Annotated in this window: 22 protein-coding genes; 10 read left to right on the top strand and 12 right to left on the bottom strand. The window is 33.5% G+C overall.

Going from position 1 to position 23,699, the window contains the following annotated elements:
* Positions 1 to 92 precede the first annotated feature (92 nt).
* Positions 93 to 2,036, top strand: a complete 1,944-nt coding sequence (locus BW939_RS10765; protein WP_228417194.1) for a TonB-dependent receptor — start codon at positions 93 to 95, stop codon at positions 2,034 to 2,036.
* Positions 2,037 to 2,076: 40 nt separating this feature from the next.
* On the opposite strand, the gene BW939_RS10760 is transcribed toward BW939_RS10765, so the two are convergent.
* The 7 genes from BW939_RS10760 to BW939_RS10730 all read right to left on the bottom strand — a co-directional run bounded on the left by BW939_RS10760 (position 2,077) and on the right by BW939_RS10730 (position 10,269).
* A complete protein-coding gene (locus tag BW939_RS10760) occupies positions 2,077 to 3,039 on the bottom strand; it encodes a YpdA family putative bacillithiol disulfide reductase (protein ID WP_076452036.1) in 963 nt (320 codons plus the stop codon).
* A gap of 237 nt (positions 3,040 to 3,276) precedes the next feature.
* Positions 3,277 to 4,566, bottom strand: coding sequence for a glycosyltransferase (locus BW939_RS10755; RefSeq protein WP_076452035.1), 1,290 nt, complete (start codon positions 4,564 to 4,566; stop codon positions 3,277 to 3,279).
* Between the two features lie 99 nt (positions 4,567 to 4,665).
* A complete protein-coding gene (locus BW939_RS10750; RefSeq protein ID WP_076452034.1) occupies positions 4,666 to 7,203 on the bottom strand; it encodes a YfhO family protein in 2,538 nt (845 codons plus the stop codon).
* Between the two features lie 36 nt (positions 7,204 to 7,239).
* Positions 7,240 to 7,461 carry a hypothetical protein gene (locus BW939_RS10745; protein ID WP_076452033.1) on the bottom strand — a complete coding sequence of 74 codons (222 nt, stop codon included), beginning with the start codon at positions 7,459 to 7,461 and terminating at the stop codon, positions 7,240 to 7,242.
* A gap of 73 nt (positions 7,462 to 7,534) precedes the next feature.
* Positions 7,535 to 8,581: a DUF6263 family protein gene (locus BW939_RS10740; protein ID WP_076452032.1), complete on the bottom strand. Its 1,047-nt coding sequence runs from the start codon at positions 8,579 to 8,581 to the stop codon at positions 7,535 to 7,537.
* Between the two features lie 9 nt (positions 8,582 to 8,590).
* Positions 8,591 to 9,337 carry a 23S rRNA (guanosine(2251)-2'-O)-methyltransferase RlmB gene (gene rlmB / locus BW939_RS10735; RefSeq protein WP_076452031.1) on the bottom strand — a complete coding sequence of 249 codons (747 nt, stop codon included), beginning with the start codon at positions 9,335 to 9,337 and terminating at the stop codon, positions 8,591 to 8,593.
* Between the two features lie 461 nt (positions 9,338 to 9,798).
* Positions 9,799 to 10,269, bottom strand: a complete 471-nt coding sequence (locus BW939_RS10730; RefSeq protein WP_076452030.1) for a DinB family protein — start codon at positions 10,267 to 10,269, stop codon at positions 9,799 to 9,801.
* Between the two features lie 185 nt (positions 10,270 to 10,454).
* On the opposite strand from BW939_RS10730, the gene BW939_RS10725 reads away from it, so the two are divergent.
* The 9 genes from BW939_RS10725 (at position 10,455) to BW939_RS10685 (ending at position 18,748) form a co-directional block, all read left to right on the top strand.
* On the top strand, positions 10,455 to 11,459 hold the full coding sequence (locus BW939_RS10725) for an AAA family ATPase (protein ID WP_076452029.1): 1,005 nt from the start codon (positions 10,455 to 10,457) through the stop codon (positions 11,457 to 11,459).
* Between the two features lie 87 nt (positions 11,460 to 11,546).
* The gene (locus tag BW939_RS10720) at positions 11,547 to 12,410 is read left to right on the top strand and encodes a DUF58 domain-containing protein (RefSeq protein ID WP_076452028.1); all 864 of its coding nucleotides are present in this window, start codon (positions 11,547 to 11,549) and stop codon (positions 12,408 to 12,410) included.
* 30 nt (positions 12,411 to 12,440) lie between these two features.
* The gene (locus BW939_RS10715) at positions 12,441 to 13,337 is read left to right on the top strand and encodes a BatD family protein (protein ID WP_105170188.1); all 897 of its coding nucleotides are present in this window, start codon (positions 12,441 to 12,443) and stop codon (positions 13,335 to 13,337) included.
* A complete protein-coding gene (locus BW939_RS10710; protein WP_076452026.1) occupies positions 13,330 to 14,322 on the top strand; it encodes a VWA domain-containing protein in 993 nt (330 codons plus the stop codon). Before BW939_RS10715 ends, BW939_RS10710 begins: the two co-directional genes overlap by 8 nt.
* A complete protein-coding gene (locus BW939_RS10705; RefSeq protein WP_076452025.1) occupies positions 14,322 to 15,329 on the top strand; it encodes a vWA domain-containing protein in 1,008 nt (335 codons plus the stop codon). Before BW939_RS10710 ends, BW939_RS10705 begins: the two co-directional genes overlap by 1 nt.
* Before the next feature lie 95 nt (positions 15,330 to 15,424).
* Complete coding sequence (locus BW939_RS10700) at positions 15,425 to 16,162, top strand: tetratricopeptide repeat protein (RefSeq protein ID WP_076452024.1); 738 nt, start codon at positions 15,425 to 15,427, stop codon at positions 16,160 to 16,162.
* Entirely contained in the window at positions 16,162 to 17,901 is a 1,740-nt protein-coding gene (locus tag BW939_RS10695; RefSeq protein ID WP_076452023.1) for a BatD family protein, read from the top strand. Before BW939_RS10700 ends, BW939_RS10695 begins: the two co-directional genes overlap by 1 nt.
* 43 nt (positions 17,902 to 17,944) lie before the next feature.
* Complete coding sequence (locus BW939_RS10690) at positions 17,945 to 18,550, top strand: MarC family protein (RefSeq protein WP_076452022.1); 606 nt, start codon at positions 17,945 to 17,947, stop codon at positions 18,548 to 18,550.
* A 3-nt stretch (positions 18,551 to 18,553) separates the two neighbouring features.
* Positions 18,554 to 18,748: a hypothetical protein gene (locus BW939_RS10685; RefSeq protein ID WP_076452021.1), complete on the top strand. Its 195-nt coding sequence runs from the start codon at positions 18,554 to 18,556 to the stop codon at positions 18,746 to 18,748.
* 132 nt (positions 18,749 to 18,880) lie between these two features.
* On the opposite strand, the gene BW939_RS10680 is transcribed toward BW939_RS10685, so the two are convergent.
* The 5 genes from BW939_RS10680 to BW939_RS10660 form a co-directional block, all read right to left on the bottom strand.
* Positions 18,881 to 19,849 carry a chorismate-binding protein gene (locus tag BW939_RS10680; RefSeq protein ID WP_076452020.1) on the bottom strand — a complete coding sequence of 323 codons (969 nt, stop codon included), beginning with the start codon at positions 19,847 to 19,849 and terminating at the stop codon, positions 18,881 to 18,883.
* Between the two features lie 310 nt (positions 19,850 to 20,159).
* Positions 20,160 to 20,594, bottom strand: coding sequence for a PaaI family thioesterase (locus tag BW939_RS10675; RefSeq protein WP_076452019.1), 435 nt, complete (start codon positions 20,592 to 20,594; stop codon positions 20,160 to 20,162).
* A 69-nt stretch (positions 20,595 to 20,663) separates the two neighbouring features.
* Positions 20,664 to 21,257, bottom strand: a complete 594-nt coding sequence (locus BW939_RS10670) for a 1-acyl-sn-glycerol-3-phosphate acyltransferase (RefSeq protein WP_076452018.1) — start codon at positions 21,255 to 21,257, stop codon at positions 20,664 to 20,666.
* Between the two features lie 313 nt (positions 21,258 to 21,570).
* Positions 21,571 to 23,301, bottom strand: a complete 1,731-nt coding sequence (locus tag BW939_RS10665) for a PspC domain-containing protein (RefSeq protein WP_076452017.1) — start codon at positions 23,299 to 23,301, stop codon at positions 21,571 to 21,573.
* Positions 23,302 to 23,312: 11 nt separating this feature from the next.
* Positions 23,313 to 23,642, bottom strand: coding sequence for a PadR family transcriptional regulator (locus BW939_RS10660; RefSeq protein ID WP_076452016.1), 330 nt, complete (start codon positions 23,640 to 23,642; stop codon positions 23,313 to 23,315).
* Between the last annotated feature and the right edge of the window lie 57 nt (positions 23,643 to 23,699).

Here is a 23,699-nt window from a genome sequence, read left to right as displayed (position 1 = left end):
GTTCAATGACAAAATTTTATCTTTTTTTCCTTTTTTTTTCCGGCTCATTTTTATTTTCTCAAAAACGGGATTCCGCCAACTTGATTTCAGAAGTGAAAATTGATGCGTATAAAAAACCAACTGCTTTCATTAATTCTACAAAATCAGTTTCGGTGATTTCAGAAAATTTGCTGAATCAAAATACACCGGAAAGAATGCTAGAGTCCATCAATCAAATTGCTGGGGCAAGAATGGAGGAAAGGTCGCCTGGAAGTTATAGGATTTCATTGCGGGGAAGCACTTTGAGGTCACCTTTTGGGGTTCGGAATGTGAAAGTGTATCTAGATGATTTTATTTTGTCTGATGCTTCCGGAAACACTTATTTCAATGTGATTTCTCCCGAATTGATTAATAGAATGGAAATTTACAAGGGGCCTGAAAGTGGAGATTACGGAGCAGTTACAGGCGGAACCATACTTCTAAAAACAAAAAATTCAGATAATTTATCAACCAATATATCCACCGGAAGCTATGGAACTTTCAATCAGAGTTTTGATTTTTCAGCACAGATGGGAAAACATTTTCTGGAAGTTTTTCAAAATTACTATCAATCAGATTCTTACCGTGAACAATCTAAAGTTCAGAGAAAACAGGTTTTCGTAAAAGATCATTTTCAATATTCAAGCAAGGGAATTTTAAAAGCGATGTTGATGTATTCTGATCTTGATTACCAAACTCCAGGTGGTTTAACTTTACAGCAGATGAATCTCAACAGAAAGCAGGCAAGACCGAAAACCGCAGCGCTTCCAAGTGCCTCAGAACAAGATGCAGGAATCAGAAATAAGATGATTTTTGCAGGACTTTCTCAAGAATATCAATTCAATACTAATTTCTCGCATTTTATCTTAGTTCAGGGTTCTTACGTAGATTTTGAAAATCCTTTTATCACCAATTTTGAAAACAGATTTGAAAAGAATTTTGCTGTAAGAACACACCTCAATTATGACAAAAATTGGGGTGAAATTTCTTTGGCTTACCGATTGGGTTTTGAAGGCGGAATTAATGATATTTTAATTAAAAATTACGATAATAATAAAGGTTTTGAAGGAAAACCACAAAATTTTGATCAACTGAAAAATACTTCAGGATTTTATTTTCTTTCGCAAAAACTAAATTTTAATGAAAAATTATTCTCCGATATTTCAATCAGTTTAAATTCAAATTCTTACGATTGGGAAAGGGTTTTTCCAAGAAAAGAGACGGGGAAAATTCAATTTAAAAATCAATGGCTACCGAATTTTGGCTTTACTTATCTTTTAGGAAAAGGTTTTTCGGCAAGAGGAAAAATAGGCAAAGGAAACTCTGCACCTACGAATGAAGAAATTCGCTCTTCAACGCAAGAATTTAATCAGAATTTAAGACCAGAATATGGCTGGAATAAGGAATTAGGATTAAGAAAACAATTTAGAAATTCTTTTTTTATAGAAGTAGGATATTTTGATTTCAGAATGAAAGAGGCAATTGTAAGAAGGCAAAATGACAATGGAGAAGAGTTTTTTGTAAACTCTGGAGAAACAGTTCAGAAAGGATTAGAGCTTCTTTTAGAATCTAAAAATTTTGATTTTGAAAATGATTTTTTCAGTAATTTCAAATTTAGATTTTCAGGAAGTTTTTACAATTTTAAATTTAAAAATTATCAACAAAATGGAAATGATTTCTCAGGAAATGATTTGACGGGAGTTCCTCAAACTACAATTAATTCTTTACTTAATTTTACTTTTTTCAAAAAATTAGAACTTGATTATTCTCACATTTATACTTCAAAAATTCCTTTAAATGATGCCAATTCTGTGTGGTCAGACATTAATTTAATAGGAAATATCAAATTCAAATTTCCTGTAAATTTTGAGAAAACGCGACTGAATTTATACCTCCAAATTCAGAATTTGTATAATGAAAATTACGTTTTAGGATTTGATACCAATGCTTTTGGAAGCCGATACTACAATCCCGCTGCGAAAAGAAACTTTATCTTGGGAATGAAGGTTGATTTTTAATTTTATCCTGGCAGATTGTTCTGTTTTCTCTTTGTGAAACTTATTTTGAAACAATATTTTTCACAATTCTTTCCGCATGAATTCTGGAGTTTTCTATAAACCACAGATGCGTGTCTTTGCCGCCACAAACAACCCCTGCGAGATACAAATTAGGAACATTGGTTTCCATTGTTTCAGGATTGTAAAAAGGATTTAAACAGTCGCCCTGCAGTGTAATTCCAGAGTTTTTCAGGAAATCAAAATCAGGAAGATACCCTGTCATGGCAAGAACAAAATCATTTTCAATTTCGGTGATATTTCCATTTTTATCTTTAAAAATGACTGAGTTTTCCTTTATTTCAATTAATTCAGAATTAAAATGAGCTTGTATACTTCCTTCAGAAATTCTGTTTTCAATATCCGGTTTTACCCAGTATTTTACATTAGACGATATTTCACTACTGCGAATAATCATCGTGACTTCTGCACCTTTTCTATAAGTCTCAAGTGCCGCATCAACTGAAGAATTACTAGAGCCTACAACTACAATTTTCTGTTGTGCAAAAGGATAAGGTTCTGTGTAATAATGTTTTACTTTAGGCAAATCTTCTCCCGTGATATTTAACCGATTCGGAATGTCATAAAATCCGGTGGAGATAATGATGTTTTTTGCGCAATATTTAGATTTTGAAGTTGTAATCTCAAAAAAATCTTCATTTTTAGAGACTTTTAAAGCTTTTTCATAAAGATTGATATTCAGCTTTTTCTGTCTTGCAATGCCCTGATAATATTCTAGTGCTTCTTGTCTTCCCGGTTTTGGAGCTGTTGTAATAAAAGGAATTTCTGAGATTTCAAGCTTACCTGCAGTTGAAAAAAACGTCATGTATAAAGGGTAGTTGTAAAGAGAATTCACAATAGTTCCCTTTTCTATAATTAAATAGTCTAGTTTGTTTTTTTTTGCTTCAAGAGCGCAATTCAAACCTATTGGCCCGGCTCCGATAATCAGAATATCTAAAATTTCCATGTCACGAAATTAAAGATTTTCAGAGAGGTATGTAAATTATATGTCACGGAATTTGCCTGTTTTCGGATTTTTGTTTGCACTATTTTAAGGTAATTTTGTTTGATTACATAAAAACAAAACAATAATTTGTGAATTTTTTTTTGTACTATTAATAAGTTGCCATCTATTCCTAAGGCGACTGGGTTTTGTAAACAATTGTGGGGTAATCTGAAATTGGAATTTTTTTGAAAAATAAATTTATAAAATCTCCGAAAGTTGTTTTGCTAAATTCCTTCTTGAAAACTGCTCAATACTTTGCTTGTTTTCAGCAATATTTCCGTTTTTCCAAAGCTCAAATTTATCTAGAATAAAATCTTCAATTTTTTTTGAATCATTGTAGCTAAAATGCTTTCCAGCTTTTGTTTCATCTAAAATTTTGGCAACATCGGCTTCGTTTGGTCCAAAAGAAATAATCTGTTTTCCGGTTGCCAAATACTCAAATATTTTACCCGGAATAATTCCTTTTGAAGAGTCATTAGGGAAATTGGTAATCAATAAAAGTGATGAGTTTGCCATTTCTTCTACAGCTTTATCGTGAGATACATAGCCAAGATTAAAGATGTGATTTTTTAAACCAGATTTTTCAATCTTATCTATAATCTTATCATCAATTCTTCCCACAAATTTTAAACAGAAATTCTCTGCAAAATCTGGATTGGCTTTTACTAAATAATCTAAGGCTTCCCAAAGGTTTTCAGGATTTCTTAGTTGTTCTAAAACACCAATGTAGCTTAACGTGAATTTCGTTTGATGGGTTGATTTTTTATGAGTTTGAGGAGAATCGGTTTCGTCAAAACCGTTTGTGATGCAAAACGCATTAGCTCCGTTTTTACAAAAATTTTCCGCATCAGTATAGCTTGTGGCCAAAGTAATATCGGCATTTTTGAAAACTTCAGTTTCAAGCTGACGGTGTTTTTTATCTGATTTTTTTGTGAGTTTTAAATGTTTATAGTAGGATATTTCCGTCCACGGATCGCGGAAATCTGCAATCCATTTCAGATCAGGAAATTTCTTTTTTAAATTTAAACCAATTAAATGCATAGAGTGGGGCGGTCCTGAAGTGACAATAGTATCAATCTGATTGATTTTCAAGTACTTTTCAAGAAAATGAGTCGAAGGTTTTACCCAAAAAACTCTTGCATCAGGAATGAAAAAATTCCCTCGTACCCAAATTGAAAGTTTAGATTTCCAGCTTTGGTTATTACCAACATCAAACTGCCCAGCTTTGAATTTTTTGTTGCTCTTGTTGAGCTTCTCAGCGAGTTGATAAGGTTCCCAAATCTTTGTTTTTACAATTTCTAAATCTTTAGGAATATCTTTTATCAAACTCTCATCCAGCAAAGGATAGCTTGGGTTTTCTGGAGTGTAAATAATTGGTTTCCAGCCAAACTCTGGTAGATATTTTGCAAATTTCAACCATCGCTGAACGCCAGGACCTCCTGCGGGCGGCCAATAGTAAGTGATGATAAGGATTTTTTTTAATTCCATACTAAATTTTGCATACTGTCTTTGCGAAAAATGAAGCCATCTTATGAACACTTTTTATGAATTAAACAGATGGCTTCGTTGTATTTCCTAGCAATTACGTTAATCTATACTTATAGTTTTGTGATCTTTTCTACGCGAAACAAAATAAATTCCTGCGCCACTCAGCAAAATAAATAAGGCGAAACAAACCAATGAAATCCATTTTCCGGTTTCTATTACTTGGGGTTCAAAAACCATTTTAATATTGTGAGTTCCTGCCGGAACATGAACTGCACGAAGCAAATAATCAGCTTTTACATAATCTACTTCTTTTCCGTCAACCGAAATTTTCCATCCATGGGGATAGTAGATTTCAGAGAAAACAGCTAACTGAGGAGTCTTTGAATTTGATTTAAATTCTAACTCATTCGGTTCATATTTCGTTAAATTAATTGTTGCGGAAGAATCTGCCTGAAGATTTTTTCCTTCAAAATACTTCTTATCTTCTACATTGATTACTGCTGTTTTCTTACTGTCGATTGTTCCTAGTGAAGCAATTTCTTCGTTTGGATTATTGACGAATTTTAGGTCACTTACAAACCATGCGTTTCCGTTAGCATTAGGATTAGGAACAACTTGCGGCTGAGCTGCACTCCCGAAAATCATGTATTTTGTGTTCAGCAAATTCAATATTTTTGGAGTTTTTATACTGTCCGCTTTTACGATGTATTCATTCAGTAAATCATCATATCTTCTTAGTTTTACAGCGTGATATCCACCAATAGATGGCCTGAAATAGGAAGTGTTGGTTTCCCCAGTAGTTCCTAAAACCTGATTATAAACTCTGTAATGATTTTTGTCTTTTTGAGCAATAGTTTCCAATGTTTTGTTGACCGGAATGCTTACTAAAATAGACTGCAAATTAGGATTGTCTCCTACTTTTTCCTGCAAATAATCTGTACCTTCTGTTTGGAAAGGGTTTTCAGCAAAGATTTCGTCTACATAGTTTTTATCATTCAAATAATTTCTGTTGACGCTCCATAAATCAAATAAGCTTACTGCTCCGATGATTACAAGTGCTATATTCTGATTGATTTTCTGCTTTAAACCTAAAAATAAAACTGTTGCTGTGATTCCTACATAAATTAACGCTTTGAAGGCATCAATTCTGAATAATTTTAGTCTGTCTTCGATGATTACATCTAAAATATAATTGGGAATTTGTTTTTCAAAATCATTTGTGAAGCCAAGAAGAGATTTGCCAAAAAGAAGCAGAATTAAAGTTAAACCCAAAGTTCCTCCACTTACATAAATCAGTATTTTCTTTTTATATTCTTCTGATAATTTTGAATCTGTGAAAAATTGGTACAAGCCGATAATCGCAATAAGTGGGAAAAGTAATTCTACGACGACCAAAATCGACGATGGCGCTCTGAATTTGCTATAAAATGGTACATAATCTATGAAAAAATCAGACAATGGCATAAAGTTGCTTCCCCAAGCTAGTAAAATAGTTAAAATAGTAGCTCCCAAAATCCAGTAGCGGTATTTTTTTGGCGCAAAAAAGAATCCTAAAACAGCAAGAAAACAAACAACTGCACCTTGATACGCAGGTCCCGAAGTTCCCGGCTGATCTCCCCAATACGGTGATGTTTGGCTTGCAATACTTTGCACACCCTGCTCGATTTGGTTTTCGTCATTGGTTTGTGTAGCCAAAGATTCCCTCAATTTATTTTCATAAGAATCTGAAAACTCTTCTTGGCTACCGCCTCCCATCAATTTAGGAATGAAAAGATTCAGTGTTTCAAGCTTTCCGTAGCTCCAATTGAGGATGCTTGGCTTATCCATTCCGGTATTTCCGGCGGTGTGATTTTCGTTATTTAAAATTTGTTTTCCTCTTACGGTTTCTTTGATGTACTCAGAATTTGCCATTATTCGTTGAGAATTCATCCCTACACCAATAGCCAAAGAAAAAGCGATAATTCCTGATGAAATGAAGAAATGTTTCATCGGTATTTTCTTCAAAATCGCTCTTACGAGTTCCGAAATAAATAAAAACCCAAGGCCTAAAAACAGGTAATAGGTCATCTGTGGATGGTTTGCCGCTACCTGCAACCCGAAGAAAAGGGTAGTGATGATAAATCCGAGGATGTATTTTTTTCGGATATAGACCAATAAAATTCCGGCTAAAAGTGGTGCGAAATATTCAATGGTATTCACTTTTCCGTTGTGTCCTGCTGCAATAATAATGTAGAAATAAGTGGAAAGCCCAAAAAATGTGGCTCCGAGAAGCGCATATTTCCAGTTTCTTACGGCCACCATCCCCAAAAGGAAAAATCCTGAAAACAAAAGGAAAATATAGTTCACAGGTCTTGGCAGAATATTCAGATAACTGTCTACTTTTTTAATTATATCGCCTTCAAAACGGCTTCCCATTTGATAAGTAGGCATTCCGCCAAACATAGAATCACTCCAATAGGTTTCTTTATTGTTGCTATCTCTGTAATCGATGAGTTCTTTTGCACCCCCACGATACTGAACAATATCATGTTGGAAAAGCTGTTTTCCGGTAAGTACCGGTGTAGAATATAAAAATGCTAAAACTAAGAATGCAACTATTGAAATTGCAATGTAGACTAAGTTTTTATTTTTTGCCATATAGAGGGTTATTATCTTAAATTTTGGATGAAACGATTATCTTTTATCTTCTTTCACTTCTTCGTAGTCTACCGTTTCTGCATCCCACTTCACTTTTTTCTCAATATTTGCTTTTTTTGTTTCCTCTTTTGGTGTATTTTGCTGTGGCCTGAATCCGGTATATTTATAAAATTTATTGAAGAAAATTCTCTTCAGAATATTCCAGACGAAAAATAATACAATAGTGATGAGAATAAACTCAAAAATGTGCTTAAACATAATTATTTTTGATTTTAAAGCGTTGCTAGAGTTTAAACTACCAACGCTTATTGCAAATTTTTAAATCTTAAAATTACTTAGCAGAAGGATTCACCATCACAGTAGAATTAGACACACTCTTCATTGATTGTGATTCTTTTGCATTGGCAATTGTTTCTACCTGTGTGGTTTTTACGCTGATGTTTTGATGGGTAATCCAGCCTGTATTTTGGTCAAATTTTATTGTTCCATCTTGAGAAAGTTCACTGCTTAAGCTATGAGTCATATCACCTTGTTTCTGCTTATCGGTTTTCTTAGGAATTCCACCGGTTACAGATATTTCAGCAATACCATTTCCTACGCTTTTCAGCTGATAGTTGGAGGTTACTTTTACCTTTCCAGCATCATCTGCACTTTCGCTTAAAGTCCATTTTCCACCAATTTTCGCTCCATTTTTAGGTAATACGCTTAGGTTTTTCTCGAATTGATCTTTCAGAACTTTTTCATTAAAAGTTTGTTTTAAACTTCCAAGAACACCATTTGCTTGTGCTTTTTCTTTTACGATTTTTGCAACAACGTCAGAAATTTTTTTGTAAACAACATCAAATCCGGTAATAGAAATCACTTTTCCGTGGTCGTCCATTTTCATTTGAAGCTTGTTTCCTACCAAGGCTTTGTTGATACTCCAAACCATTGTCATTTGATCGTCTTTTGGAGCTGGAGAATTGGTGTCTATAGTAACGGTTTTTCCCTGAGAATTTTGTGAGCTTCTTTTTGAAATTAAATTGATGGTAATGTCATAAACATTTCCTTTAATATCATCTACCTTGAAAGTCATTTCATCAGTAGATTCACTCGTTCCTGAAATTGTTTTCCCACTAGGATCAGTCATCGTTCTGATGTCTCTCTGATATGTTGTGAGCGGATATGTTTCTCCTTTTTTAAGCTTAAAAGTTTGCTTGTATACTCCTAAAGAATCTTTAATTGCGGGGTTGGCTTCTACTTTTTTTATAGAATCTGCAGGCACTTCCACCGTTATCGTTTTCCCTGTTTTCGGATCTACTTTTGTGATGGTTGCGGTTTCCTTTTTGCAAGATACCAATGCGATTGATAGTAATGCAAATGCTGCTATATTTTTCATGAATTATATTTAAATGTTTGTTTTAATCAATTTCTGTCTTACGGCTTCATACAAAATTGCACCACAGGCTACAGAAACGTTGAGTGACTGAGTTTTTCCTTCAATAGGTAATTTTATTTTTTCGTCTGAATGATGCATTACTTCTTTAGAAATTCCGGTTTCTTCATTTCCCATAACAACGGCGCATGGCTCTGTAAAATCTACATCATAGATGAGTTTCTGGGCTTTCTCAGTAGCTGCAAAAACAGAAATTCCACTTTGTTGAAGAAAATCTACAACATGTCCCAGATTGGGTTCTTTACAGATTTTAATATTATAAAGTGCTCCTGCTGAAGTTTTTATAGCATCAGAGTTCACTGGTGCTCCGCCTTTTTCGGGAATCACAATCGCGTCAATTCCAACACATTCTGCAGTTCTGCAAATCGCTCCGAAGTTTCTTACGTCTGTTAATCTGTCTAGAATTAAGATAAAAGGTGTTTTTCCTTGTTCAAATAATTCGGGTACAATATTTTCAATTCTGTGAAAAGGAACATCCGAAATAAAAGCCACCACACCTTGATGGTTTTTTCTTGTAAAACGGTTTAGTTTTTCTACCGGAACATAGTTGGGACGGATTTTATTTTTTGCTAAAGCAACTTTCAGTTCCGCATAAATTTCTCCTTGCAAAGCATTTTGCACAAATATTTTGTCTATTGTTTTTCCGGCTTCTAAAGCTTCCAATACGGGTCGCAGCCCGAAAATAAAATCGTCGTTCATATTTCTGTTGTTTAAAGTTTAAGGTTTAATATTAGAAGTCAGTGTTTTCTAACTTATTTAAATTTAGCTCCTTTCACTTCAGTATTTTTTTTATAATTAATAAGTGAGCTTATTTTTTGGCTCAATATTGCTGTTTTTTCTTTTAAATTTTCAAATTTTTCTTCATCAATAAAATAAAAATCAAAATGATGTAAAATTGTGATCTTGTTTCATTGTAAAATTCTTAGGCAATCAATAAAAAATTAATTTACTTTTTGGTTCTGTTATCTTCAAAGCCTACAGAATGGAAATGGAAGAATTATCTATCTGTTTGATTAATCTAAAATTATTTTTAAGATTAGTTATTTCGGTAATTTTAAAAATAGAATTACACAAAATCTGGAATACTTTTCAAATATATAAATCCACAAATCTGTTTTTTTGGCTTATTTCTAAATCTAAAAAATGCAACTCAAAACCAATCAGTATTTTTCTCCCAAAATTGCCCTCTTCTGAGCCATGGCATATCCATAATGCAGAGATTCATGCATATTATTGAAAATAATGGCATCTTGAATGTTTTTTAAATCTATGCCGAAACTTGTAGTGTACGGCGTATAATCTGCAAACAAATCGGCATCAAAATCTTTCATCAGGATCTTTGAGGTTTCTGTTAATAAAAATTCAAGATCTTCAACCTCAGATTTTTGCACGTTCAAATTAGGAAGTGTACCTTTTTTGTAAGTCTCTACCCAATATTTGTCTATTCTGAACGGGCTTCCGCTCAGATAATAGTGTAAAAGCTGCTGAGTTGCGACGGTGTGAGCAATATTCCAATACAAATTATTGTTGAAACCATCCGGGATATGAAGAAGATCTTCGTGCGAAGTTTCTTGCAATATTTGGAGAAGGTTTTTTCTCACTTGTCTGTGTGCCTGAAAATGATAATTCATCGTACAGAATTTTTTAATCTTCAAAAATAGTTTAATAAAGTGGAAGAGACAATTTAAAGCCTGGTTTTAAGTTTTTTTAATACTAATTATATTTTAGATTTAACAAACTTTAACTCAATAATGGCATTTGTTATGTTGGCAAATGGAAGTATTTATCAGAAATTTACCAATTATTTAATATTATTATGCCAGATACATTTCAAGCAGAAGACATCCGTCAGCTTACCGAAAAAGTGAAAGAGCAAAATTATTTTTTCACACTTCTCAGACAAGAGATTAATAAAGTAATTATTGGCCAGCAATATATGGTAGATCGCCTTTTGGTGGGGCTTTTGGGTAACGGGCATGTTCTGCTTGAAGGTGTGCCAGGTTTGGCAAAAACTTTGGCGATAAAAACTTTGGCAGATGCAGTTGATGGACAGTTTTCAAGAATTCAGTTTACACCGGATCTTTTGCCTGCTGATGTGGTAGGAACAATGATTTATAATATCAAAGAAAATGATTTTTCTATAAAAAGAGGGCCTGTTTTTGCTAATTTCGTTTTGGCTGATGAGATTAACCGTGCGCCGGCAAAAGTACAATCTGCATTGCTCGAGGTGATGCAAGAAAAACAAGTAACGATAGGTGATGAGACGATGAAGCTTCCCAAGCCTTTCTTGGTTTTAGCAACACAAAACCCAATCGATCAGGAAGGTACTTATCTTTTACCGGAAGCACAAAGCGACCGTTTTATGCTTAAATGCACTATTAGCTATCCTGAATTTGAAGACGAAAGAGCTGTAATGAGAATGGTATCCACGTCACAAACACAAGAGGTGAAGCAAGTGATTTCACTACAAAACATTGTAGACGCAAAAGAAATTGTTAATAAAATTTATCTCGACGAAAAGATTGAAAAATATATTCTTGATATGGTTTTTGCTACTCGTTTTCCAGAAAAATACGGACTTGCAGAACTTAAAAATTATATAAGCTTTGGAGCTTCGCCAAGGGCTTCAATTAATCTTGCAATAGCTTCACGTGCTTATGCATTTCTAAAAGGAAGAGCATTTGTAATTCCTGAAGATGTGAAATCTTTAGCGCAAGATGTTTTGAGACATAGAATTGGATTAACATTTGAGGCTGAAGCAGAAGAAATTACTTCCGAAGAAATTGTGAGCAGAATTTTAGCTAAAATTCAAGCACCGTAAATGAGTTAACAATTTAATAATTCAATAGTTTATCAGTTTAAAGGTGTACTTATTGTAAGTTTATTATTTCACTATCACATAGATTTTATGCAAATAAAAGATATCGTTAAAAAAGTAAAACAAATAGAAATCCGTACCAGAAGGAAAACGGAATCTTCTCTTATGGGACAGTATCATTCAGCGTTCAAAGGTCAGGGGATGACTTTCTCTGAGGTTCGACCATACCAGTTTGGGGATGAAATTCGGAGAATAGATTGGAATAAAACAGCCCGTTTTCGTGAGCCATTTGTAAAGGTTATGGAAGAGGAGCGTGAGCTTACAATGATGATTTTGGTAGATATATCAGCATCAATGAACTACGGAACCCAAAATCAGTTAAAAAGAGAGTATGTTGCGGAAATTGCCGCTAGCCTAGGTTTTTCAGCTGCAGGAAATAACGATAAAGTGGGATTGATTCTTTTTGCAGATAAAGTTTATAAAGTAATTCCACCACAAAAAGGAAGAAAGCATGTTTTGTCGATAATCAGCAGTATTCTTACAGCAAATTATGTTCAGGCACAATCTAAAATTGATTATGCTCTGCACTACATGATGGGAATTTTTAAAAGGAAGTCGCTGGTTTTTCTTCTTTCTGATTTTAATGACGATTACGATGCAAAGATATTGGCAGTAGCCTCAAAAAAACATCAGGTTTTAGGAATTCGTATTTATGACGAAAAAGATGATGAAATACCCGATGTGGGTTACACTTTATTTTACGATGCCGAAACCGGAAATGAAATTTACGCCAACACTTCCAACGCAAGATGGCGTTATACTTTTGCAGAAGCTCAAAAACAGAAACTGAAAAAATTAGAAGAAGATTTCGCCGATTCTTCAGCCGGATTTATGAATATAGGAAGCGGAACCGAATATTCGAAAATGCTTTATCAGTACTTTCAGAAGAAATAATTTAATGAAATTTAAAAATTTAAAATTCAATTGAAAAAAACACTTTTCATAATATCAATACTCATTTCATCACTGTATTTTTCGCAGATGATTACCTCCAACTTGCAAAAAAACATGCTGGCGTTGGGAGAAACCAATAAGTTAACCATTAGGATAAAATACCTGAACCAACAAAAAGTTAATGCCGCTCCGGAAAACGAGCTTTTGCCCTTTCATTTTGAAGAAATTAAAGACAGCATTGGCACAGGAGAAGATTTTTATGAAAGAAAAATAGAATTTGCAGTTTTTGAAGAAGGAAAATTTACTATTCCTGAGCTTGAATTTAAAGCTGGTGATCAGCTATTGAAAACTCAGGCTTATGAAATAGAAGTTGTAAATACGGCTAAAAAAGAAGATGTCATCAACGACATTATGAACAATAAAGAACTGAAGTTGGGAGCTTCAGATTATTGGGAGCTTTACAAGTTTTATATTCTCGCTGTTTTGGCAATAATCGCTCTATTCATCGCAATTATTATCATTTTAAAATACGGAAGAAGACCCAAATCTTCCCCAAAAATTACAACCAATCTTACTTTGAAAGAATTGGAAGGTTTGAAAAAGAAAAAATACATCGAAAACGGAGATTTTAGATCGTTTTATGTTGAGTTAATAGATATTTCAAGAAGATTTATCACCACTCAATATCATTTGCCGGCAGAAGTTTTGTTGACCGATGATTTGATTGATGCAATGAAAAAAAACAATACCATCTCCTCTGAAAGCGAAAAAATTGTAGAAGAAGTCTTCCTGAGAGGGGATTTGGTGAAGTTTGCCAAAACATTTCCAGATCAGCAAACGATGGAAAACGATTTTTCAGTTATAAAAAAAGTAGTGGAAAGGTCTACAAAGGATATTGAATTTGAAAACCTGAGAAAAGATGCATAATCTGGAATTTTACAGTCCGTGGTTTTTACTCTTATTTCTTGTGTTTTTGCCACTTTTAATTTTAGATATCAAGAAGAAGAAAAAAAGAAAAGGTATCCCAGTTCCTTCCATCAAAAATATGGGAGAAAGCAAAGGAATAAAAGCGGTACTTTTTCTTTTTAAAATATCAAAATATTTTATTCTAAGCTGTCTATTTATTGCTATTTCAAGACCGAGAAGTTTTACCATTAGCCAAGATCAAGATGAAACGAAAGGTATTGATATTATGCTTGCAGTAGATGTATCTTATAGTATGCTGGCACAAGATTTTGAGCCTGACAGACTTTCGGTTTTACAAAGAATTGCAGTTGATTTTGTTAGCAAAAGACCTAATGATAGAATTGGTTTGGTAACCTATAAAAGCCAAGCATTCCCAAAAATACCGTTAACGTTTGATCACGATGCTGTAATTCACGAAATTCAAAACATCAACCAGAGTGAAATGGAGGACGGAACAGCGGTGGGAGAAGGTCTGGCAGTGGCTGTAAACCATCTTCGTACAAGTAAAGCAAAAAGCAAAGTTGTTATTTTAATGACAGATGGCGAAAGCAATATGATTAATGCTATACCAGAATTATTGGCTGCTCAACTGGCTAAATCTAATAATATTAAAGTTTATTGTGTTGGAATAGGAACCGAAGGATATGCTTTAATGCCCGTAAATAGAGATGAATTTGGGCTTATTTATAGAGAAATGCCAGTAAACATTGATGAAGAAACGCTAAAAGAAATAGCGAAAATTACAGGCGGAAAATATTATCGCGCAACTTCTGGCGACAAGTTGGAAGAGGTTTATAATGAAATTAATCAACTTGAAAAATCAAATATCAATTCTTCTCGAACGTACCACTATGAAGAACATTTCAGGCTTTTTTTGTGGATTGCACTTGGGATTTTACTGTTTGATGCCTTTTTGAGATGGGTTTTATATAAATTTTTGAATTGATGAATTGGGATCTAGGGAATTATTGGTACTTATTTTTGCTGCTGCTCTTGCCGTTGCTTGCTTTCATTATGCTTCGTTTTTTAAGATGGAAAAAAGCCAGAAAAGCCATTTTTGCAGAGTCGAAATTTCAAGAAATTTTGTTCGAAAAACCATCGTCTTTCGTTAGATTTTTTCCATTTTTATATTTGTTTGCAGTTTTGTTTTTAATTTTTTCAATTATTGATCTTTTGAGCGGCTCAGAAATGGTAAAGTCTAAACAAAAGATGAATAATGTGATTTTTTTATTGGATATTTCAAATTCTATGAATGCGGAAGATGTGCAACCAAGTCGTTTAACTCAAGAAAAAAATCTCATCATCAATACTTTGTCTAAAATGAAAAACGACAAAGTAGGGATTGTTATATTTTCAGGAAATGCAGTTTCTGTAATGCCTCTCACCACAGATTATAGTGCTGCTGAAACGTATCTTGCTGCTTTGGAGACCACAGATATGCGTTGGCAAGGAACAGATTTTTTAATTGCTATAGAAAGGGCTGTGGAAAAGTTTCAGAATGTAGCAAAAGGTTCCAGAAAAGTTGTTTTAATAAGTGATGGTGAAGATAATGAAGGACACGATAATGCAGCTGTGAGATTAGCAAACAAAGAAGGAATTACAATTACAACAGTAGGTGTGGGTACAGAAGAAGGAGCGCCAGTGCCCATCTATGAAAACGGTCAGCTGATGGGGTATAAAATTGATGGGAATGGGCAAATGGTTATCAGCAAAAGACAAACCCAAGCATTGGTTAGTATGGCACAGGCTACTAATGGAAGCTATATCGATGGGAATTCTATAAAAGATGCACCCAATCTTATTGTTGCCGATTTAAATAAAAAAGAAGGGACTTCGAATACACTTGTGAAATCTCAAAATGCCAACCACTATTATCAATATTTCTTAGGAATTTCTATCTTTTTGTTTATAATCATTTTTTTATTCAACCCTAAGAGAGATTTTACGATATAAAATTTTGATTTATTTAATTTTCTATCCATACTTTAACCGAATTTTAACAAATAAGACACTGTTTATTAACATATAAACGAATAATTTTGCATAAGATGAATACTAAAATATTCTTTTTGTCGTTTTTGTTTGTTGTCTTGGGCCAAAACTTTGTTTTGGGACAAGATAGTTATCGTATGTTAGTTTACGAGGGCAATAAAAAGTTTAAGGCTAAAGACTACGACGGAGCTACATCAAAGTTTGCAGAAAGCGTAAAGGAAAAGGATGATGATTTTGCAGCTCATTACAATTTAGGAAATGCACTCTATAAGAAAGAAAAATATGAGGACGCAAAATCAGAATTTAAAAAGGCTGAAAAATTGGCACAATCAGTAGAAGATAAAGCAGCTGCACTTCATAATCTTGGAAATACTTATATGAAATTGGAAGATGCAGAGAAAGCTTCAGAAACCTACAAAAGTGCATTAAAACAAAATCCCTACAGTGAGCATACACGCAAAAACTTTGAAATTGCAAAGCTTAAACTGAAAAAAGACAAAAGGGACAGCGAACAAGATTCCAGCTCTGGGAAATCGGGAGGAGGAGACGATAAAAATAAAGGAAAAGACGGAGAAACCAAAGACAAAAATCAAAGTCAGGGGAAAGGGCAGCAAAATAATGGCGTGGGTAAAAATCCGGAAGATGCAAAAGAAGGAAATGAAGAAGGAAAACTTTCTAAGCAAGACGAAAAACGATTATTAGAACATATTGGCAATAGTGAAAAACAAACTGCCAGAAGAATTTTAAATGACAATGCTTCTTCGATGCCAGAAAGCAACGAGAAAGATTGGTGATGAAAGAAAAAATAAATTACATATTGATATTATTTGCCTCCATAGCCACCTATGGCCAGGTAAATCTGTCTTTGAAACCCGATAAAATAGATTATGAAAGCGGGGAGGTGATTAACTTGACCATTATTCTCGAGCTAAACGGAGATGAATTGGTTCAGCAAAGCCGTCTTCAGTTACCCGATCTTTCAAAATTTAATATGGTGGGAAGCGCATCTTTTAAAGATGGCGTGTTGCTCCCCGAAAGCAATACTTCACTTTCACAATCTATTACAAGAATTGCCCTTGAACCAAAGCAAAAAGGGAAAATAAAAATAGGTTCTGTGTTGGTAACTGTAAATAACAAGATTTATAAAACTGAACCTTTCGATATTTTTATAAAGGACGTAGAGAAAAAAGTTCCTACAAAATCTACTGCTTCCAACGAAGTCTATCTGAATATGGATATTGAAAATCGGGATGTCTATGAATACCAACCCACTATAGCAATTTTGAGAGGCTATTCTAGAAATATTGATAATCTTCGAAAAGTAAAAAATATCAATCTTCCAGAACAAGATAGATTGGATGTACATACAGTAAACTTCAATAAATCTGAGATAGATCCATCGGGCATTTCAAATATGCCAACTCAGGTTCTAGCCGTTTTTATGGTTTTTCCGAATGAGGCAGGTTATGTAGAAGTACCATCTGTTTCCGCATCAGTAAGTACCTATTCTAACAACAGTAAAATTGTTTCAAACAAGGTAAAACTAAACGTGAAAAAGCTTCCTGAAGATGCACCAGAAGGATTCAAAAATGCAGTTGGGAAATTTAAAATAGATGTATATACAACCACTAACGAAAAAATTGAGGCCAAAAAACCAGTAAACATTACTGTGAAAATCTCAGGTGAAGGAAATATGACAACCATGCACCTTCCCGAAATCGAAAAATCTGAAGATTACGAAATTTTTGCGCCTAAAATTGTTAATACTATTTTGCCTGGAAATACTGGTTTAAAAGGTGACATCTTTGCAAATTACGTTATTATTCCAAATAAAGCAGGAATTTTGAATGTGAAAACGGAAGATTTCTCCTTCTTTGATCCTGAAAATGGTAAATATGTAAATCTTGGTCCTCAATCATTATCTTTAAATTCTCTTACAGAAGAGCAGCTTAACGCAAGCATGACCACCGTAGAAAAGATGAATGATTACACCAATGATTTCCTAGAAACTGTTGATAGTCCTGTTTTGAAAACAACAGCATTTAAAGTAAAAGAAAAAAGAAAATTCCATTGGAATACATTAATGATCAATATTGCTATTCTTATTAGTTTAATTATTATCTTCTTATTATTCAGAAAATGGCAAAAAAACAAACGTCTGCTAATAGAAGCTACACGCTCAAAATCATTGGGTTCGGTAGCAGAAACTGAAGCGCAAATAAGAGAAACCTTGAAAACAGATATATCAGATTATTTCTCCTATTTGAATAATTTGAGACAAGAAGAAAATTTTGATTCATTTTTTGCAACAATTTCTGAGATGGATGCGGAAGTACGCAGCGAATACTTTAACGGTGCAACTGGTAGTTTCAGCAGTTTTATTGAGAATTACAAAGGTAGAGCTGTTGCCGAAGAATACGAAGCATTGCAACAAAGAATTCAAATTGAAAAATATTCTCCCGTACGTTCTGCTCAATCTCTTAATGACTTATATAACGATATAGTTAAATTGTACCCCAGAATTAGCAAATAATCATTTTTTATTCATAATTTTGCGAAATTATTAAAAAACGATTATGAATGAAATTTTTGAAGGTTTTTCGTTAAAGGAAACAATCACTTGTTTTATGGTTCTTTTTGCGGTAATTGATATTTTGGGATCAATCCCCATTATTGTAAGTTTAAAGCAGAAATTTGGTCATATAGACTCTAAAAAAGCTTCACTTACTGCGGGGATTATCATGATTCTATTTCTTTTTGTAGGAAATAAGATGTTGAAATTCATGGGAGTAGATATCAATTCATTTGCTGTTGCCGGTGCTTTTGTTATCTTTATTATCGCCCTTGAAATGATTTTAGGTATAGAAATAAATAAAACTACTGAGGCAAGAGCTGCGTCTATTGTGCCTATCGCTTTTCCTTTGGTAGCAGGAGCCGGAACGTTAACCACTACCTTGTCTTTACGAGCAGAATTTCATGATATTAACATTATTTTAGGAATAGTTCTCAATACAATTTTCGTATATTTGGTGCTGAAATCTGCACCGTGGCTAGAAAGAAAAATGGGAGAGGCAACACTCTCGATTTTACAGAAGGTTTTCGGAATTATATTGCTTGCGATTTCAATTAAACTGTTCACTGCCAACTTTACCCAGTTGGTACAAAACTATATTCATTTTTAGATTATGCGAAAGTTTTATAAAGTATTTTTAGTGGTTTTTATCGTATTTGTAGCGATTAATGTATATGCAATTAATTGGAATTTAGATCTTATGGAAGAAGATAATTCTAAACAAGTATTCTCTATTATTGCCGCTCTTTTGGGCATAGCTTTGCTTTTTGTGATGAATACCTGGAGTAAAATCGGGGTCAAAAAATAATTTGAATTTTTATTCAAATCTCAAAGCCTTTTTTTCGAAAAAGGCTTTTTTTATACTTTATTTTCAACATAGAAATATGCTTAAAAAAATCTTCAGCTTTTTGCTTAGCAACTTAACGGGTTGATTTTAAAATTAAGATTTATAAACAAGATTTTTCAGTATTGCTTCAGATTTAAGTTCGGTTTCCCGCCATTCTTTTTTTGGATCGCTTTCTGTTGTTATTCCGCCGCCAACAAATGCATGGATAGCATTTTTGTAAAGCTTTGCGCAACGAAGATTCACGAAAAAGTAAACGAAATTATCGGTTTCAATTTTTATATATCCTGCATACAATTCTCGCGGAAATTTTTCAAATTCTTTAATTTTTTCTTTACAAAAATCTTTAGGAATTCCACAGACGGCTGGTGTTGGATGAAGTTCTTTAATGATTGAATCAAGATATTCAGGTTTTATTTTAAGCTTAAAATCTGTCTTTAGATGTTTGATGTTTCCTGAAATATGGTCGTAAGTTTCAGACTCCTGAATTTCTGATTCTGTTTTGTATTTTTCTAAAATATTTCTGATGTATTTTGAAACGGGTTTCTGTTCTTCAATTTCTTTATCTGTCCAGCTTTCAGAAACAGGAATGGTTCCCGCTAAGCTCATCGTTTCAAAAGTGTGAGTATCTTTATTGTATTTACCTAGAACCTCAGAAAATGCACCCATCCAGGCATTATTTCCTTTAATGAAAATGTACCGAAATGCGTTGGGATAAGATTTACACAAATTATTAAAGCTTTCTTTTAAATCTATTTCATTAAAATCTTTAAAAATTTTTCTTCTAGAAAGTACCAATTTGGGAAGTTGATTTTCTTTGATGATCTCAATAATTTGCTTAATTTTTTCTAAATATTCTTCATGAGTTTCCTCAAAAAAATTGGTTTGGTCTTCCATTAATAATTTGTTGGAAAACGTGTCTGGGATACCATTTACTTCAATGCTTTTTCCATAGAAATAGATACTCTCAGCTTGATCAAAAGAGTTGAAATTCACTGCTTTTTTATCTGAATTTTCGTCTGTAGAGTAAAGTGTTTCGAGAAAGGGAAATTTGAAATAAATCATAATATTGAAGCATTTTGAAAACTTTCATCTGGAAATAAAATACACTATTCCTAAACCAAGTTTTCTTTCAACAAAGGTATTGTTAGTCTTAAAAATGTCAAAATCAAATGAACTGTTTTTTAATGAAATATTGATGATTGTAAACTGGTCATATTCTCATTCCAACAAAAATCTATTCAAAATACGATATTACAGTCCCAAGGAAAATCTATGGTTAATTTTATTGGTTTTAATGTAGCAAAAGCCTTTGATTTGCAATAATATGTCTTTCTAAAGAAGGTTGTTGTTTTTTGCTATTGTCCACCCGATTTTATCTGTTGATGATATTGTTCGTCATCGTGGTGTGGCTGATGAGATTTCCTTTTTCATCTTTGATTTCAATTTCTGAAACGTGCATTGTTTTTCCTTTCCGTATGAATTTTGCAAATCCTGTTACAACACCATCTTTCTTGCTTCTCAAATGATTAGAATTGATGTTGGTTCCTACTCCAAAATATTTACTTCCATCAATGAAAATATTAGAAAGGCTAGAGCCCATTGTTTCTGCCAAAACACAGGTAGCACCGCCGTGCATAATGCCGAAAGGCTGATGGATTTTTGGCGAAACAGGCATTGTTGCTGTTAACGTTTCGTTTTCCAGATCAATATCAGTAAAATGGATGTCTAGAGTTTTTGCAAACGTTTCTTCACCCCAATTATTGATGAATTCAAGTATTTCTTCTTTAGTTTTATCTTTTGTATACATCTTGATATGAGTATTTTCCTTAAAGCTTATCGCTAATCTTATATTGGTACGCTTTCATTCTTTCATATTTTAGCTTCCCGCCTGCTGGCTTCCGGTAATATCAGGATTCCAGTTGGCAGGGATTTTTGGAGTAATATCATATTTTACATAATAATCTTCAATTTCTTGCATGATTTCTTCATAAGGTAAAGTAGATAGTTTTTCATAAGAAATAGTGTAGCCCAAAAACATTGTTTTTCTCTTGAAATCTCCCGCCGCCAAAACGATAGGAACTTTTGCTGCCATTGCCATGTGATAAAATCCTTTTCTCCATTTCGGAACCCAGCTTCTGGTACCTTCTGGTGTAATTACCAAGCTGAAATCATCTTTTTCAAACTGTTTTGCGACAAAATTAACCAAGTCATTCTTCTGGCTTCTGTCTATGCCTACGCCTCCTAAGCTTTTCACTACAGAGCCATACCAGGCTTTTGTATGAGCATCTTTGATAATGATTTTTAGAGGTTTCCCCAAAGACCAGTATGCGAGATTTCCTAAAAGATATTCAGAATTGTGCGTGTGCGGAGCTACAACGAGAATGCATCTGTCTAGACTATTTACATCGCCTTGCAAGACAACTTTCCACCCTACGATTTTTAAAATCAACTTGCCTAATAACTTTTTCATAAAGATTCAGATTTAAAACAAAAAAGTATAACCAACATACAATGGTTATACTTTACAAATATATTGAAATATTATGGCTCTTAAAACAGACTGCTGATGAAATCAGCTATCATTACTGCAATTTCTAAAACTACTTGTATCATTTGTAAATATTTTTTGGTGTTGGGATTAGTTTATTTTCTACGAATTTAAGTAAAATTCTACATATAACACACAAAATATTGATTTTTTTGTGATTTTATTGAGAGAAGAAGAGTGTGGACTTCAAACACTTGGCTATTCATCCACATCTTCTGCCACTCTCATTGGTAGGTTATTTGGTTTGTATAGAGATTTCTTTTTTGTTGGCGTTAAGTTTGATGTCTAAATCTTTTATTTTTTCGATATCTACTTTCACAGAATCCATGATCTGTTTTGCTTTTTCTTTCGGATATTTCTTTCCGTTGATGATGACACTGTCTTTATCTCCGTCTGCGTATTCTATTGTAGAACCATTGATGGTAATTTTATTTTTTTCAATTTTTAATGAATTTTCGTTGAGATTATCATTACCGTCGCTGTCATCATTATCTTCTTCGTCGTCATTAATTCCGTTGTTGTTTAAATCGCCATTGAAATTCAATCCGTTGTCTTTTAATCCGATAACAATCATATTTTGAGGAATTACCAATTCATAATCAACTTCATTATTTCTGAAACGGTGATCATAAGGAAATTTGATATAATTTGGAAGTGAAATTTTGTTGTTGATAACTTCTACAGGAACGCTGATGTTCAGTGGTAAATTATATCCTCTTGCTTCTTTCTTAATGATAAGGTAAGGGGTTGTAATGTTGGCTTTTCTTGTAACGTCTACATGAATCCAGTCTTTTTCAAATACAGATTTTTTATCAGAATAAATGTCATCTTCATATCCTTTAAAGTTCTGAGGAATTGTAATCTGCTTAATGTCAACATATAAAGTATCAGAATTAGTATTGATGGAAATTTCTTCAGTATCTTCTTTATGACCTTTCCAGAACATATCTTTTTTAGCCATATTGATTCCAAAATAAGCGCTCAGACCGATAAGAATGAAAAACAGACCGCCAAGAACCCACCCAATATTTCTGAGTTTTGTTTTAGGAGAAATCAGTTTTATGCTTAAAAGAGCGAACAGTATTGCCGGGATAATACATCCAATCACGATCATTGCTGCAAGAATGTATTGCATATTTCCGTCATCAAACAAATAATTCATGTGGTTCATAGGCGGGAAAGAATCATTCCCGATGAAAGCAAAAACCACGAATGATCCTACAAACATTGTGAAGGCAAGCAGTGCGAAGAATGCTCCTAAAATATATCTGAAAACATTCCAGATTCCGCTTCCTGCATTTTGAATATGAGGTTTGTTTTCTATGTAGATTTCTCCGACTCTCTGAGTAGATTCATTGGCAAACTGCACCAATTTATTAGACTCATTCTTAAGATTGTCGAAGTTCATAGGCTTTCCCTTCATTTTCAGGAAATCTGCTGCAGTTTCTGCCTGTGGTAAAACAATCCAAAGAATGATGTATAAAACGATAATCAATGGTGCGGAAACAGCTGTGAAAACTCCGATGATGAAAACCCCGATCCAGATGGCTCTCATTGCCGTGATATCCATCCCAACATAATGAGCCAAACCAGCGCAAACTCCTGCAATTTTCTGTCTTTCAGGATCACGAAACAATTGTTTTTTGTCTGAATAACTCGTTCCTGTAGATTGGTTTTTTGTATTTTTTTCAGAATAATATGCTTCTTCTTGTTCTTCGATTTTCTCAGGCGAACCAATTTGAGCAATTACTTTTTCTACATCAGTATCGTTAATTACTTCACGTTTTCCTAAGGTATCTCTGAAGATTTCTACCATTCTGATTTCTATGTCATGCATTACTTCATCTGCTTCATCTGTGTCTAGTGAACTTCTGAGAGCATTTAAGTAATCACTTAGTTTTATATATGCGTGCTCTTCTATTGTAAAAGAAAAACCGGCGAGTCCTATAGAGAGTGTTTTGTTCATAGCTTTTGTTTTTAAAGTTTTTGAGTAATTTGGTTTACAGAGTCTGTTAATTCTTTCCAGGTTATTTGTAGATCAGATAAAAACATTTTGCCTTTTTCTGTGATTTGATAATACTTTCTGGGTGGTCCTCCTGTAGATTCTTCCCATCTGTATGAGAGAAATTCTCCGTTTTTTAATCTTGTTAAAAGAGGATAGAGGGTTCCTTCTACTACATCTAGTTTTCCTTTTTTCAGCTCATCTATCAAATCAGAAACATACATTTCGCGGTTATTAATGAGGCTCAAAATACAGAATTCCAGAATCCCTTTTCGCATTTGCGCTTTGGTATTTTCGGTATTCATTCTTAATAAGGTTTTAATTAATTGGTTATAATTTTCGGTTTCAGCTCCTAGCTAGTT

Origin of the sequence: Chryseobacterium piscicola (genome assembly GCF_900156685.1) — a bacterium.
GTDB classification, from domain to species: Bacteria; Bacteroidota; Bacteroidia; order Flavobacteriales; family Weeksellaceae; genus Chryseobacterium; species Chryseobacterium piscicola.
Note: the sequence above shows the minus strand (reverse complement) of the source record. Positions and strands in the feature narration are given on the sequence as shown.

What these genes read in the sequence shown, in the direction of transcription:
- BW939_RS10695 (WP_076452023.1), top strand. Translation starts at nt 16,162, where the DNA reads ATGAAAGAAAAAATAAATTACATATTGATATTATTTGCCTCCATAGCC.
- BW939_RS10685 (WP_076452021.1), top strand. Translation starts at nt 18,554, where the DNA reads ATGCGAAAGTTTTATAAAGTATTTTTAGTGGTTTTTATCGTATTTGTA.
- BW939_RS10700 (WP_076452024.1), top strand. Translation starts at nt 15,425, where the DNA reads ATGAATACTAAAATATTCTTTTTGTCGTTTTTGTTTGTTGTCTTGGGC.
- rlmB (WP_076452031.1), bottom strand. Translation starts at nt 9,337, where the DNA reads ATGAACGACGATTTTATTTTCGGGCTGCGACCCGTATTGGAAGCTTTA.
- BW939_RS10730 (WP_076452030.1), bottom strand. Translation starts at nt 10,269, where the DNA reads ATGAATTATCATTTTCAGGCACACAGACAAGTGAGAAAAAACCTTCTC.
- BW939_RS10705 (WP_076452025.1), top strand. Translation starts at nt 14,322, where the DNA reads ATGAATTGGGATCTAGGGAATTATTGGTACTTATTTTTGCTGCTGCTC.
- BW939_RS10740 (WP_076452032.1), bottom strand. Translation starts at nt 8,581, where the DNA reads ATGAAAAATATAGCAGCATTTGCATTACTATCAATCGCATTGGTATCT.
- BW939_RS10690 (WP_076452022.1), top strand. Translation starts at nt 17,945, where the DNA reads ATGAATGAAATTTTTGAAGGTTTTTCGTTAAAGGAAACAATCACTTGT.
- BW939_RS10680 (WP_076452020.1), bottom strand. Translation starts at nt 19,849, where the DNA reads ATGATTTATTTCAAATTTCCCTTTCTCGAAACACTTTACTCTACAGAC.
- BW939_RS10760 (WP_076452036.1), bottom strand. Translation starts at nt 3,039, where the DNA reads ATGGAAATTTTAGATATTCTGATTATCGGAGCCGGGCCAATAGGTTTG.
- BW939_RS10660 (WP_076452016.1), bottom strand. Translation starts at nt 23,642, where the DNA reads ATGAATACCGAAAATACCAAAGCGCAAATGCGAAAAGGGATTCTGGAA.
- BW939_RS10750 (WP_076452034.1), bottom strand. Translation starts at nt 7,203, where the DNA reads ATGGCAAAAAATAAAAACTTAGTCTACATTGCAATTTCAATAGTTGCA.
- BW939_RS10710 (WP_076452026.1), top strand. Translation starts at nt 13,330, where the DNA reads ATGCATAATCTGGAATTTTACAGTCCGTGGTTTTTACTCTTATTTCTT.
- BW939_RS10665 (WP_076452017.1), bottom strand. Translation starts at nt 23,301, where the DNA reads ATGAACAAAACACTCTCTATAGGACTCGCCGGTTTTTCTTTTACAATA.
- BW939_RS10755 (WP_076452035.1), bottom strand. Translation starts at nt 4,566, where the DNA reads ATGGAATTAAAAAAAATCCTTATCATCACTTACTATTGGCCGCCCGCA.
- BW939_RS10670 (WP_076452018.1), bottom strand. Translation starts at nt 21,257, where the DNA reads ATGAAAAAGTTATTAGGCAAGTTGATTTTAAAAATCGTAGGGTGGAAA.
- BW939_RS10720 (WP_076452028.1), top strand. Translation starts at nt 11,547, where the DNA reads ATGCAAATAAAAGATATCGTTAAAAAAGTAAAACAAATAGAAATCCGT.
- BW939_RS10745 (WP_076452033.1), bottom strand. Translation starts at nt 7,461, where the DNA reads ATGTTTAAGCACATTTTTGAGTTTATTCTCATCACTATTGTATTATTT.
- BW939_RS10675 (WP_076452019.1), bottom strand. Translation starts at nt 20,594, where the DNA reads ATGTATACAAAAGATAAAACTAAAGAAGAAATACTTGAATTCATCAAT.
- BW939_RS10725 (WP_076452029.1), top strand. Translation starts at nt 10,455, where the DNA reads ATGCCAGATACATTTCAAGCAGAAGACATCCGTCAGCTTACCGAAAAA.